At 71.8% G+C, this 12419-nt stretch carries 10 protein-coding genes and 1 pseudogene; 6 read left to right on the top strand and 5 right to left on the bottom strand.

What is annotated here, in order from left to right; all coding sequences use genetic code 11:
- Both ACTHMF_RS12030 and ACTHMF_RS12025 read right to left on the bottom strand, forming a co-directional pair.
- Positions 1 to 916 (bottom strand): annotated as a pseudogene (locus tag ACTHMF_RS12030) (polyribonucleotide nucleotidyltransferase); the annotation flags it as partial.
- A 286-nt stretch (positions 917 to 1202) separates the two neighbouring features.
- A complete protein-coding gene (locus tag ACTHMF_RS12025) occupies positions 1203 to 1964 on the bottom strand; it encodes a fructosamine kinase family protein (RefSeq protein WP_440317823.1) in 762 nt (253 codons plus the stop codon).
- A 210-nt stretch (positions 1965 to 2174) separates the two neighbouring features.
- On the opposite strand from ACTHMF_RS12025, the gene ACTHMF_RS12020 reads away from it, so the two are divergent.
- The 4 genes from ACTHMF_RS12020 to ACTHMF_RS12005 all read left to right on the top strand — a co-directional run bounded on the left by ACTHMF_RS12020 (position 2175) and on the right by ACTHMF_RS12005 (position 9338).
- Positions 2175 to 5969 (top strand): DUF3376 domain-containing protein, encoded by a 3795-nt coding sequence (locus ACTHMF_RS12020; RefSeq protein WP_440317819.1) that lies wholly within the window; start codon positions 2175 to 2177, stop codon positions 5967 to 5969.
- A 31-nt stretch (positions 5970 to 6000) separates the two neighbouring features.
- Positions 6001 to 7206, top strand: a complete 1206-nt coding sequence (locus ACTHMF_RS12015) for a GAF domain-containing protein (RefSeq protein WP_440317817.1) — start codon at positions 6001 to 6003, stop codon at positions 7204 to 7206.
- A 167-nt stretch (positions 7207 to 7373) separates the two neighbouring features.
- Positions 7374 to 8942 carry an acetaldehyde dehydrogenase ExaC gene (exaC, locus tag ACTHMF_RS12010; protein ID WP_440317815.1) on the top strand — a complete coding sequence of 523 codons (1569 nt, stop codon included), beginning with the start codon at positions 7374 to 7376 and terminating at the stop codon, positions 8940 to 8942.
- A gap of 60 nt (positions 8943 to 9002) precedes the next feature.
- Positions 9003 to 9338 (top strand): DUF779 domain-containing protein, encoded by a 336-nt coding sequence (locus tag ACTHMF_RS12005; RefSeq protein ID WP_440317821.1) that lies wholly within the window; start codon positions 9003 to 9005, stop codon positions 9336 to 9338.
- Between the two features lie 57 nt (positions 9339 to 9395).
- Here the strand turns inward: ACTHMF_RS12005 and ACTHMF_RS12000 are convergent, their stop codons facing one another.
- Complete coding sequence (locus ACTHMF_RS12000) at positions 9396 to 9824, bottom strand: VanZ family protein (RefSeq protein ID WP_440317813.1); 429 nt, start codon at positions 9822 to 9824, stop codon at positions 9396 to 9398.
- An 18-nt stretch (positions 9825 to 9842) separates the two neighbouring features.
- Here ACTHMF_RS12000 and ACTHMF_RS11995 point away from each other — a divergent pair, with 18 nt between their 5' ends.
- Positions 9843 to 11033 (top strand): low temperature requirement protein A, encoded by a 1191-nt coding sequence (locus tag ACTHMF_RS11995; RefSeq protein WP_440317811.1) that lies wholly within the window; start codon positions 9843 to 9845, stop codon positions 11031 to 11033.
- Here the strand turns inward: ACTHMF_RS11995 and ACTHMF_RS11990 are convergent.
- A complete protein-coding gene (locus ACTHMF_RS11990; protein ID WP_440317809.1) occupies positions 11022 to 11672 on the bottom strand; it encodes a lysoplasmalogenase in 651 nt (216 codons plus the stop codon). The two genes, ACTHMF_RS11995 and ACTHMF_RS11990, sit on opposite strands and share 12 nt — an antisense overlap.
- 71 nt (positions 11673 to 11743) lie before the next feature.
- Between ACTHMF_RS11990 and ACTHMF_RS11985 the strand changes: the two genes are divergently transcribed.
- The gene (locus ACTHMF_RS11985; RefSeq protein WP_314148583.1) at positions 11744 to 11914 is read left to right on the top strand and encodes a multidrug transporter; all 171 of its coding nucleotides are present in this window, start codon (positions 11744 to 11746) and stop codon (positions 11912 to 11914) included.
- 100 nt (positions 11915 to 12014) lie between these two features.
- Here the strand turns inward: ACTHMF_RS11985 and rpsO are convergent, their stop codons facing one another.
- On the bottom strand, positions 12015 to 12284 hold the full coding sequence (gene rpsO / locus ACTHMF_RS11980) for a 30S ribosomal protein S15 (protein ID WP_158863345.1): 270 nt from the start codon (positions 12282 to 12284) through the stop codon (positions 12015 to 12017).
- Between the last annotated feature and the right edge of the window lie 135 nt (positions 12285 to 12419).

Raw genomic sequence — 12419 nt, 5'->3', positions numbered from 1 at the left:
CGTTCTGGCGCTCGATCTTGTCGGCGATCTGGTAGACGTTCACGAGCTCGTCGTAGGCGAGGCCGGCGACGTTGTCGTACGTGCTCTGCGAGTAGGGCAGGAACACCGGGTAGTCGGCGATCGCCTTCGCGGCCTGCTCCGCGATGACGTTCTGCGCGGCGACGAGCTGGCGGATGAACGGCTTGGCCGCCTCCAGACCCTGCGCGACGACCTCCTCGTTCGGCTTCACGGCGCCGCCCTGGATGAGGTTCCAGCTGTTCTCGGTGGCCTCCGCCTCGACCATCATGATCGCGACGTCGCCCTCGGAGCCGTCCTCGTTGGTGAGCACGCGGCCGGCGACGACGAGGTCGAAGACGGCCTCCTCGAGCTGGTCGGCCTTCGGGAACGCGATCCACTGGTCCTCGTGCTGGCCGTTGCCGGGGATGAGCGCGAGGCGCACACCGGCGATCGGGCCGGAGAAGGGCAGACCGGAGATCTGCGTGGAGGCGCTGGCCGCGTTGATCGCCAGGGCGTCGTAGAACTCGTCGGGAGCGATGCTCAGGACGGTGATGACGATCTGGACCTCGTTGCGCAGTCCGTCGACGAACGACGGACGCAGCGGGCGGTCGATCAGACGGCAGACCAGGATCGCCTCGGTCGAGGGACGGCCCTCGCGACGGAAGAACGAGCCGGGGATCTTGCCTGCGGCGTAGGAGCGCTCCTCCACGTCGACGGTCAGCGGGAAGAAGTCGAAGTTGTCCTTCGGGTGCTTGCTGGCGCTGGTCGCGCTCAGCAGCATCGTCTCCTCGTCGAGGTACGCGGCGACGGCGCCCTGCGCCTGCTGCGCGAGTCGCCCGGTCTCGAACCGGACGGTGCGGGTGCCGAAGCGGCCGTTGTCGAGGACGGCTTCGGCGAACTTGATTTCAGGACCTTCCAAGAGGTCTTTCTCCTTTGTTTAACGTCGCCACCCCGTCTGGGCGCGACTCTCCAAGGAGCGAGCAGGCAGTTCGACACGTTGCGTGTACGCGGCATCCCATGCGGGTGCGTGGGCTGAGCCCGTCTGGCCATCAGTAGAAATACACGGTTGCCGCCTCGCTTGCGCGGGACGCATCCGGATACCACCACCGAGGACCAGCTCCTGCCAGCCTGCTCCGGCGGTCGGCGTACGGCCGACCACCAGCATCCTATCAGCCGCCCCCGCCCCGGTGGGCGGAAGCCGCCGGCTACGGCAGGTCGACGGTCGCGCGCGCCGCCTCGGCGAGCGCGACGCCGTAGGACGGACCGTGTCCCGCCGCGTGCACGGCGAGCGGATGCAGCTGGTGCAGCGGGATGCGCGCCCGCCAGCCATCGCGCAGCGGGCGCTCCTCCTGGTAGCCGGCGACGATCTCCTCGAAGAAGGGGACGCCGAACAGCTCGAGCATGGCGATGTCGGTCTCCCGGTGGCCGCCGTGCGCGGCGGGGTCGATGAGGACGGCGCCCCGCGGAGACCACAGCACGTTGCCGTTCCAGAGGTCGCCGTGGATGCGCGCCGGCGGCTCGTCGTCGTCGAAGTCGCCGGCGTCGATCCGCTCCAGGGCGCGCTCGACGGCGGGGAGCTGCCCGGACGTGACCGTGCCGGCCGCCACCGCGATGTCGAGGTAGGGACGAACGCGGTCCCTGGCGTAGAAGCGGCCCCAGGAGGTCTCGTGCGCGATCGGCAGCGGCCGCCTGCCGATGAAGATCGGCCCGTCCCAGCCGTCCGGCGCAGCGCCGAAGGCGGCGGCGCCCGCCGCGTGCGTGCGGGCGAGCGCGGCCCCGAACGCGCGCGCCACCTCCGCCGTCGGCCGCGCCTCGTCCACCCGCTCGAGCTCGATCCGGCCCGGCCCGACACCGGCGACGCGCACGACGCGCGCTCCCCCGTCCCGCTCCGCCATTGCCAGCCAGGCGAGCCCCGCCGCCTCGGCCTCGAAGAACAGCGGAGGAGCGTCGGCGCGGTGCTTGACGATCGTGTCCACCGCCTCACCCTACCGGCCAGTAAATGAGAATTCCTCTGTTGTCGGGGGTGGACTCGGCAGTACGCTGCGGCCATGACCGGGACGCCGAAGGCGTCGAGGGGGGTCGGAATGTCCATCCACGAACCTGCATCAGACAAGCGGAATGAGCCGGGCTGGAACGAGCCGGGCCGGGGCGAGCCGGGCGACCGAACCGTCTTCGAATTGGATCTCGGAGGAGCCTTCCCGAACAGCCTCGCGCCCGGCTCCGATCGCCCCGCCAGGGCGCCGCTGCGCAGGCAGGTGCCCTACCTCGATATGGAGGCGGCTCCTGGCGACCCGCCGCGCGAATACGAGCCGGCGCACCAGCGGACGCTGCGGCTGGCCCTGGCGATGCGCGGCGGCGTCAGCCTGGCCGTCTGGATCGGCGGCGCCGTCGCCGAGATCGACCTGTGGCGCCGGCTCCGCATCCGCCGACGGACGGACGACGGAACGGTGTGCGCGCTCTATATCCCGCCGGGCGCGGACGACGCGGAAATCGACCCCGACGTGTACCACCGGGTCCTGATGTACGCCCGGCTGCTCGACTCCGCGCAGTTCGACTCCGTCGAGGTGGATGTGCAGGCGGGCGCGAGCGCGGGAGGCCTGAACGCGGTCATGTACGCCTGCGCGCAGCGAGCGGGCGCGGACGTCGACCTCCTGCTGGACACGTGGGTCGACGTCGGAGGCATCTGGAGCCTCATGCAGCGCCCAGGGCTCCGCTCGGTATCCTCGGTGCTCCGCGGCGACGAGTACTTCTTCCCCCGAGTGCTCGAGGCGCTGCAGCACTTCTACGCCGACCGCCGCAGCCCGCTGCACCGCGCCGACCGGCTCACGGTCGACCTCTCGGCGACGGTGGCGGACAGCGAGGACGCCGTCGACCGCGGGACCAAGGAGGGACGGGGCCACTTCCACTTCGTCGCGACCCCCGACGACCCGAAAGCCCGCGAGCACGGCCGCGCGATCCCCCGGCCGGGCAGTCCGACGCGCGATGCCGACCTGGCGCGCCTGGCGCTCGCCGCCCGGACGACCTCCTCGTTCCCCGGGGCGTTCGAGCCGGCTCTGATCTTCTCCCGGGAGACCGGTGCGAACGGGGCTCAGGTGCGCGGCGGGGACGCCTCCGTGGACATGACGTTCGCCTTTCACGCGCACCGGCGGGGTTGGGCGCATCCGTTCCGCGTGGTGGACGGCGGTGTGCTCGACAACATCCCGATCGACAGGGCCTTCCGGGCGATCCGCAACACGGCCTCCGAGGTGAACACCTCGCGTGCCATGCTCTACCTCGACCCCGATCCGCCCGCACAGCCGCTGCGTTCCGTGCGGGCGCTGCGCTACGGACCCATGGGCGAGGACGAGCCCCGCGGACCGCGCTCGCCTCTGGTGCGCCGGTACGCCGACCGGCAGTCGACGTTCTTCGCAGCGATCTCGGCCGGCCGCGGCAAGCGCGGCATCAGCGAGTCCGGAGCGGACGAGGAGGACGCGATCGAGCAGTACCGCCTGCAGCTGCTGCTGGACCGGGCGCGCAACCAGGCGCTCACCCCGCTGGCCACCAGCAACGTCGGCGAGTATCCGCTGAGGGACGCGCGGGACGCCTATCTCCGCTACCGGGCGAGCTCCGACCCGCAGGTGTTGTCCGGCGTCCTCATCAATCCGTCGCTCTGGCAGTTGAGCACGAACCTGCCGACCAGGGAGGTCTGGCGCGGGTGGAACGAGGAGGAGCGCTCGGCCCTGCCCGACAGCTTCGCGCGGGGGTACGACCGGCTCGAGAGCCCGGAGTCCCTGCTCGACGCCGACACTGGCGCGTCCCCTGACGCACCGGAGGCACGCGCCCTCGCGATCGTGATCGGGCCGCAGGCGCTCCTCGACGCCGCACGCAGCGCGCTGGCCTGGGTCAGAGCACTGGAGGAGCTCACGGGCTCGCTGAGCGAGGCCCCGCTGCGAGGGCCGAGACTCGACCAGCTGACGACGGACGATCCGCCGCGAAGCCTCGCCCAGCTCCGCCGGCGGCTGTACGCCGTGCTGTCCGCCGCTGTCGACGCCAGGGACCGGTGCTTCCGCGTCGCGCTCTCGACCTCGGACCAGGAGCGGAGCGCGCCGCCGGAGTCGCGTCGATCGCACGACCGCGCCGCGGACCGCCTCCGCGACGCCTGGCTGGCCGCGTCGCTGATGGAGGTCCCGGCTCTGCGCGAGCGCTGGACTGACCTGGACGCGGGGGTCGCGGCACTGCGCGTGCTCTCGGGCGCGAAGAAGAAGGGGGCGGCCGCCGACGAATGGTCGCGGCAGCCATGGAGCGGGGTCCCGCAACGGCTGTCCGCGTTCTCCGCGGTCGACCTCGCCCCCTTCGCCGCAGCGATGGGCGTCCCTGAGGCCGTCCCGCAGCTGACCTACTGGAAGATCACCGCGGACGAGCGCCCCGCGCATCCCGAGCGCTACGGCACGCTGCACAGCAGGCGGCTGCGCCTGGCGACTGCTGCGGCACTGACGCTGCCCAAGGAGGACCTCGACCGCGAGGTCACGGCGATGCTGTTCAGCGACCTGTCGCTGAGGGCGGACGACAAGCTCGCCGGCACCTCGCTGTTCCACTTCGCCGGGTTCCTCTCCGAGGCCTGGCGCGCCAACGACTGGTGGTGGGGACGGCTGGATGCCGCCGCCGGCATGATCCGCTTCATCGCGTCGATGATCCCGCCCGCGACAGAGGAGACGCCGACGCCGGGTTCCGATCGGACCAGGATCCGGCCGGAGCCGCGCGTCGCGTACGCCCAGGATTCGGTGCTGACGCAGGCCGCCAAGGCGACCAGGGTCCGACCGTTCCGCACCAGCTTGCCCAGCAATCCGTCGCCGGACCGCATCCGCGAGGCGTTCACCCTCGGCGCGGACACGATGGCCGACATGCGGCCGGGCTATGTGTTCTCCGTCCTCTCCCGCGGCATCCGCGTGGTGAGCAGAGCCGTGGCCGGCTCCGTCGGACCCGGGGAGAAGGTCATGATGGCGCTGCTGCGGCCGCTGCTGGTGTTCGTCGCCGTCGTGTTCAATCCGTTGCGGGAGGCGCTGATCGCGGCGGTGCTCGGGGTGGGCATCGCCCTCATCGGCGGCGTGCTCGTGAAGGGGGGTGGCGCACCGGGCTGGTGGACGATCCTGATCGGCTGCGTCGTCGCCGCGCTGGTCGTCGCGGCGTTGGTGGTCTGCGTGGTCAAGCCGCTGCGCAGCTGGCGGCGCGTCAGCGCGGCCGTCCGCGACCTCGAGGACATGCCGGCCGAGGCGAGGCGGGAGTTCGCGCAGTACCGGAGCTCGGCGATGACGCAGGGCTGGGTCTACGCCGTCGCGTCGCTCCTGACGGTCGGTGTCGCCCTGAGCGGACTCTTCGTGATGCCGCATGTGTCGCTGTGGTCGCTCGACTGGGACGTCACGCGGGCCGGGATGGGCGTGCCCTTCTGGATCCTGCTGGTCTCCGGGCTGGTCCTCGCGCTGCGGGCGAGCGTGCGCTTCCGTGCGCCGAACGAGAGCCCGCATCGCAAGGGACTGTACTGGTGGGGCGTCTTCGTCTACTCGGCGTGGATCCTGCTCGTGCTCGAGCTGCCGTGGCTCGTGCTCGAGCTGCCGCGGCTCACGCCCGCCACGTCGGCGCACGTGTCCGTGGCGCTGATCATCGGGGGCGTCGGCCTGGCCGTCGCGCTGCTGCTCACCTGGGGCTGGCTCGTCCTGCGGGGCGGCTGGCGGACGGCACTCCTCAACAGCATCACCGTCTCGCTGATCGCGGGCGCGGCAGCCTTCCTCGTCTCCTGGGCGCTGATGTTCCTCACGCTGACCGGTGTGTCGGCGGTGGTCGTGATCGTCGTCGTCACCGTGGTCACGCTGTTCGTCTGGGGCACGCTGGTGTGGTGGCTTCCGGAGATCCCGGAGGGCTCGTCGGACACCTGGCGCATCCCGGATGTCGGCCCCGAGCTGCGGAAGGGCATCGCCGACGCACCGCCGCTGAGGTGAACCGCGGCGCGCACGGCGTACGATTCTGCGCATGGACAGGGACGTCTCGCGGGTGCGGCCGCTCGTCGGCGCGTCCTGGCAGCGGGCGGAGCAGGCGCGGCTCGACCCCGGCGTCGTCGCCCCGCTGGTGCTGGACGGACCGGGACTGGAGGACGCGCGGCGCGCGCATCCCATCGCCGCCGCCCTTCCGGTCATCCGGCAGCTGCTGGTGCGGGACGCCGAGCCGGACAGCCGGGTCGTCGTCGCCGTCGGCGACGCCCGCGGCCGGCTGCTCTGGGTGGAGGGCGACCCGGTGCTGCGCAGCAGGGCGGAGCGGATGCTGTTCGTCCCCGGCGCCGGCTGGGCGGAGGGCGACGTGGGGACTTCCGCTCCCGGGACGTCGCTCGCGGTCGGCGGCGGCGTGCAGATCCGCGGGGCCGAGCACTTCGCGGTGGATGTGAAGCCGTGGAGCTGCACAGCGGTGCCCGTGCGGGACCCGGAGACCGGCGAGATCATCGGGGTGATCGACGTGACCGGCGGCGATCAGGTCGCCGAGCCGCACGTGCTCCCGCTGCTGGAGGCGACGGCGGCCGCGGTCGAGCGGGAGCTGCTGATCGGCCGGCTGCGGGATGCGGCGGGCCGCGGGCGCAGGCGCGAGCGCAGCGCCCGTCCGGTCGCCTCGCTCCGGGTGCTCGGCCGCGACACCGGCGAGCTGACCGGGACGACCGGGCGCACCGGCACGCTGAGCAGCAGGCACAGCGAGCTGCTGACGCTCCTGGCCTGGCACCGCGACGGCCTGTCGGCGGAGCGCCTGGCCGAGCTGGTCTACGGCGACGCGGCCAGCACCGTCACCCTGCGCGCCGAGATGGTGCGACTGCGGCGCGCGCTCGGACCCGTGGCGCCGGAGCTCGGTCCGCTCGCGCGTCCCTACCGCCTCGGCGCCCCGCTGGAGACCGACATCGGCGGGGTCGTCGACCTGCAGCGCAGGGGCGCGCACCGCGCGGCGGTCGCCGCGTACGGGGGCGGCCCGCTGCCGGGGTCGGACTCCCCCGGCATCGACGAGCTCCGCGAGGACGTCGTCGCCCGGCTGCGGGAGGCGCTGCTGGAGTCCGGCTCCGCCGACCTGCTGATCGCGTGGGGCGAGACCGACCGCGGCGCCGGCGACGAGGAGATCTGGCGCGCCGCCCTGCACGCCCTCCCCGCGCACTCCCCGCGCCGCGCCCAGGTCGTCGCCCGCCTCCTCGCCCTCGAGTCCTGACTCCGGCCGCCGAGCACAGGAAAAACGCTCCGAAACGGCGGGAATCGGGACGGTTTTCCTGTGCTCGGCGGCCCGGGAGCGGGTGCAACGGGATGCAACGTGGGGATGGGTAGGGTCGGCGGCACCGGCGCGATGGGCGCGCCGGATGACGTCGAAGGAGACCGTCCATGACCTTGAGCCCAGAGCAGACCGCCGCCGAACCGGTCGAGTCGCCCAGCGTCTACGCCCAGCCCGGCACCGAGGGGTCCGTCGTCAGCTACGCGACCCGCTACGACCACTTCATCGGCGGCCGCTACGTCGCGCCCGCGAGCGGCCAGTACTTCGAGGACGTGACGCCGGTGACCGGCCGCCCGTTCACCGAGATCGCGCGGGGCACCGCCGCCGACGTCGACCGCGCCGTCGACGCCGCGTGGGCCGCCTTCCCCGACTGGAGCAGGACGTCCGTCGCCGACCGCGCACTGCTGCTCACCCGCATCGCCGACCGGATGGAGCAGAACCTGGAGCTGCTCGCCGTCGCCGAGACGTGGGAGAACGGCAAGCCGGTCCGCGAGACGCTCGCGGCGGACATCCCGCTGGCGATCGACCACTTCCGCTACTTCGCCGGCGCCATCCGCGCGCAGGAGGGCGGCATCAGCGAGATCGACCACGACACCATCGCCTACCACTTCCACGAGCCGCTGGGCGTGGTCGGCCAGATCATCCCGTGGAACTTCCCGCTGCTGATGGCCACCTGGAAGCTCGCGCCCGCGCTCGCGGCCGGCAACTGCGTCGTCCTGAAGCCGGCGGAGCAGACCCCCGCGTCCATCCACGTCTGGCTCGACCTCGTCCGCGACCTGCTGCCGGACGGCGTGCTGAACATCGTCAACGGCTTCGGGTTCGAGGCCGGAGCGCCGCTCGCCTCGCACCCGCGGATCCGCAAGGTCGCCTTCACCGGCGAGACGACGACCGGCCGACTGATCATGCAGTACGCCAGCGAGAACCTCATCCCCGTGACCCTGGAGCTCGGCGGCAAGAGCCCGAACATCTTCTTCGAGGATGTGGCGGCGGAGAAGGACGCGTTCTACGACAAGGCGCTGGAGGGCTTCTCGTTCTTCGCCCTCAACCAGGGCGAGGTCTGCACGTGCCCGTCCCGCGCGCTGGTGCAGCGCTCGATCTACGACGGCTTCGTCGGGGATGCGCTGGAGCGGGTCTCCCGCATCACACAGGGCAACCCGCTCGACGTCTCGACGATGATCGGCGCACAGGCGTCCAACGATCAGCTGGAGAAGATCCTCTCCTACATGGACATCGGCAGGAAGGAGGGCGCCAAGCTCCTGCTCGGCGGCGAGCGCGCCGACCTCGGCGGCGACCTCGCCGGCGGCTTCTATGTGCAGCCGACAGTGTTCGAGGGTACGAACTCGATGCGGATCTTCCAGGAGGAGATCTTCGGGCCGGTGCTCGCCCTGACCGGCTTCGACACCTTCGACGACGCGATCGGGCTGGCGAACGACACGCTCTACGGCCTCGGCGCCGGCGTCTGGAGCAGGGACGGGTCGCGGCTGTACCGGGCGGGCCGCGCCATCGAGGCGGGCCGCGTCTGGTCGAACACCTACCACCAGTACCCGGCGCACGCGGCGTTCGGCGGCTACAAGCAGTCCGGCATCGGCCGCGAGAACCACCGGATGATGCTCGACCACTACCAGCAGACCAAGAACCTGCTGGTGTCGTACGCCGACGGCCCGATGGGCTTCTTCTAGGAGCCCGTCGTGTCGGAGGCGCACGAGTCCCGTGTCGCGCTGACGCCGGCCGCCGCGGCGATGCTGCGGCGGCTGGCCGAGGCGCACGGTCCGCTGATGTTCCACCAGTCCGGCGGCTGCTGCGACGGGTCCGCGCCGATGTGCTACCCGGTCGGGATGTTCCGGGTGGGCGCATCGGACGTTCTGCTCGGCACCCTGGAGGTGGACGGCATCGACCCGGTGCGCGTCTACATGTCCGCGTCGCAGTTCGAGTACTGGAAGTACACGCACCTCACGATCGACCTCGTCGACGGCCGCGGCAGCGGCTTCTCGGTGGAGGCGCCGGAGGGCAAGCGGTTCCTCATCCGGTCGCGGCTGCTGGAGCCCGCCGAGCTGGCGGCGTTCGGCCTGGCCTGACCGCGACGACCGCGGGAGGACGTCCGCCATCAGGGCGCGACGACGGGCGTCCTCCCGCTAGGACGCGGCCGGGGCGGTGCGACGCGATCCAGCCGCCGCCCCGGCCGCCACCACCCCGATCCCGACCACCGTCCCGAGCGTGTTCGCGATCAGGTCGCTCGGGTCGCTGAACCGCGCGGGCAGGAACAGCTGCACGAACTCGATCACGAGCGTCGTCGCGATGCCGAGCACGAGCACGAGCCACCAGCGCCAGCGTCCGAGCAGCAGCGTCCCGAGCACGCCGAGCGGGACGAACAGGAGCACGTTCGCGGTGAACTCGGTGACCCGGAAGTCGATCCACGCGAGCGCGGGGACGGACGCGAACACCCCGAGCAGCCAGTCCAGCGCCGGGTTGCGGTGCGGGTCCGGCGGCGCGGGGTTCAGCGTGATCCAGGCCACCGCGAGCAGGTAGACCGCGGTGAGGATGCGTAAGAGCGGGCGGCGCATCCTCCTATGCTGGCGCACATGAGCATCGCCTTCCGCATCCCGATGTCGGGTCGCTCCTCCGACGAGAAGCACCGTGTCTCCAGCCCCCTCGAGCTGCTGTTCGACCTGACGTTCGTCGTGGCGATCGCCCAGGTCGCGGCGCAGCTCGCGCACGCCGGGGCGGAGGGCCACGCGCTCGACAGGCTCGGCCCGTACCTGATGGTGTTCTTCGCCATCTGGTGGGCGTGGATGAACTTCACCTGGTTCGCCTCCGCCTACGACACCGACGACGTGCCCTACCGCCTGATGACGCTGCTCCAGATGGGCGGAGTGCTGGTCCTCGCCGCTGGAGTGCCCGCGGCGTTCGACAATACCGACTTCACCGCGATCATCGTCGGCTACATCGTGATGCGGCTGGCCCAGGTGGGCCAGTGGACGCGGGCGGCGATCGAGCACCCGGATGGCAGGGCGACGGCCACCAGGTACGCCGTGGGCGTCGGCGCGGTGCAGGTGGTCTGGATCGCGTGGGGATTCCTGCCGGAGCAGGCGCGCCCCTGGACGTTCATCGCCGCCGCCGCCCTGGAGCTGCTGGTCCCGATCTGGGCGGAGCGCCCGGGGATGACCTCCTGGCACCCGCACCACATCGCGGAGCGCTACGGCCTGTTCACGATCATCCTGCTCGGCGAGTCCGTCTCCGCGTCGGCGATCGGCGTGCAGAGCGGCCTGGAGGCGCACGGCGTCTCCCCCGCGCTCGTCGTGATCGCGGCCGCGGGGCTGGTGCTGCTCTTCGCGCTCTGGTGGCTGTACTTCCTGGAGCCGGCCGGCGAGGGGCTGGAGTCGCGCCGCAACCGCTCCTTCTACTGGGGCTACGGGCACTACTTCGTGTTCGCCTCGCTTGCCGCCATCGGAGCCGGGCTCGAGGTGGCCGTGCAGCGCGGCGCCGCGCATGCCGACGCCTCGGACGCGGCGGTCGAGTACGCGATCGCGATCCCGGTCGCGGTGTTCCTGCTGATGCTCTACATCCTGCACGCGCCGCTGGTTCCCGAGGTCGTCATCCGCCCGCTGAAGACCGGCATCGCGATCCTGCTGGTGCTCCTCGCGCCCCTCGCCTCGCCGCTGGTCGGGCTGGTCGGGGTGACCATCGGGATCGCCCTGGTCGCCTCCGGGCTGGTCGCTGCGACGCTCATCGACCGCGCGGTCGCGGCGCGCAGGGCGACGTCAGACGACTGACGGCACCGCCGCCGGGACGCGCAGCCGCCGGACGATTCCCCAGCAGATCAGGCCCTGAGCAGCGATGTAGCTGAGCATGATCGCGAGGTCCGCCTGCGGCAGCGCGAAGCCCGGCAGGAACCGGTCGAGCCCGAGCAGGCTGTCCGAGACCACGAACAGCGCGGCCCCGACCGCGATCCACGGCGAGCACGCCGAGGCGGAGACGCCGAGCACCGCGAGCGTGAGCCCGTAGAGGGCGAGCGGGACGAGCATCCCGCCGGCGTGCGGCGCGAGCACGGCGAGCAGCGCGACGTACCAGAGCGCGAACACCGCAGACCACCAGCGCGGCCGTCGCAGCCGCATCCGCCGCCAGAACAGCACGATGTAGGCGACGTGGCCGAGCAGGAAGAAGGCGAGGCCGACGACGAACCCGGGCCCGGCATCCATCAGCGACAGGTCCCCCAGCCAGCCGAACAGGATGCCGACGCCTGCCAGCACGACCGTCCCGCCCCGGCGGACCGGCACGGCGAGGAGCAGCGCGAGCAGCAGCGCCGGCATGAGCAGCGGCTTGGTCAGCGCGACCAGGGCGTCGGCCCCGGCCAGGATCGCGACCAGATGGACGATGCCGACGACGATGTACGGCAGGAACGGGAGTGCCACGGCGACGACACTAGCGCCTCCCGGCCGCCGTGCCGGTTGTCCTGCGGGCCGCGTCGCGGGAGGGTGGAGGCGTGACCGAGAAGCGAGACGAGCGTGCCGACCAGCTGACCACCGCCCCGAAGGCGACCGAGGAGGACGCCGCGCCGCGGATCGAGACCTCGGCGGGAGGGGACGGCCGCACCCGCATCGACATCCGCGACGACGCCGAGGTGCGCCCGGGCGCCGACCCCGCTGACCGGTGACGCGGCGACCGGCTCCGTCGTCCGCAGACGCGGAACGGGCCGCCACCCGAAGGTGACGGCCCGTCCGTAAGAAGATCGCGGTATCGATCGACGAGGTGCCTTATCGACGCAGACCGAGGCGCTCGATCAGCGAGCGGTAGCGGTTGATGTCGATGTCCGCCAGGTAGCCCAGCAGACGGCGGCGCTGACCGACCAGCAGAAGCAGGCCACGACGCGAGTGGTGGTCGTGCTTGTGCTCCTTGAGGTGCTCGGTGAGGTCCTTGATCCGCTTGGTTAGGATCGCGACCTGAACCTCGGGGGATCCGGTGTCACCGGGGTGGGTAGCGTACTCTTCGATGATCGCCTTCTTGATGTCAGCATCCAGTGCCATAGAGGGGATCCCCTTTCACTCGTTGCGCGGTGCCCGTGGCCTTCTGCCTGAGCTCTCTTTATCCGCGGCCGTTCGACGGCAACCTGGAGAGTCTACCAGAGAGACGGCGGCGGAAACCCCGCAGCACGGGACGGC

The sequence above is a fragment of the Leifsonia sp. genome, from assembly GCF_051955155.1.
Lineage (GTDB): Bacteria > Actinomycetota > Actinomycetes > Actinomycetales > Microbacteriaceae > Leifsonia.
Note: the sequence above shows the minus strand (reverse complement) of the source record. Positions and strands in the feature narration are given on the sequence as shown.

Bases quoted from the DNA above. Each gene is read 5' to 3' on its own strand.
- exaC (WP_440317815.1), top strand. From the start codon at position 7,374: ATGACCTTGAGCCCAGAGCAGACCGCCGCCGAACCGGTCGAGTCGCCC.
- ACTHMF_RS12005 (WP_440317821.1), top strand. From the start codon at position 9,003: ATGCTGCGGCGGCTGGCCGAGGCGCACGGTCCGCTGATGTTCCACCAG.
- ACTHMF_RS12015 (WP_440317817.1), top strand. From the start codon at position 6,001: ATGGACAGGGACGTCTCGCGGGTGCGGCCGCTCGTCGGCGCGTCCTGG.
- ACTHMF_RS11995 (WP_440317811.1), top strand. From the start codon at position 9,843: ATGAGCATCGCCTTCCGCATCCCGATGTCGGGTCGCTCCTCCGACGAG.
- rpsO (WP_158863345.1), bottom strand. From the start codon at position 12,284: ATGGCACTGGATGCTGACATCAAGAAGGCGATCATCGAAGAGTACGCT.
- ACTHMF_RS12000 (WP_440317813.1), bottom strand. From the start codon at position 9,824: ATGCGCCGCCCGCTCTTACGCATCCTCACCGCGGTCTACCTGCTCGCG.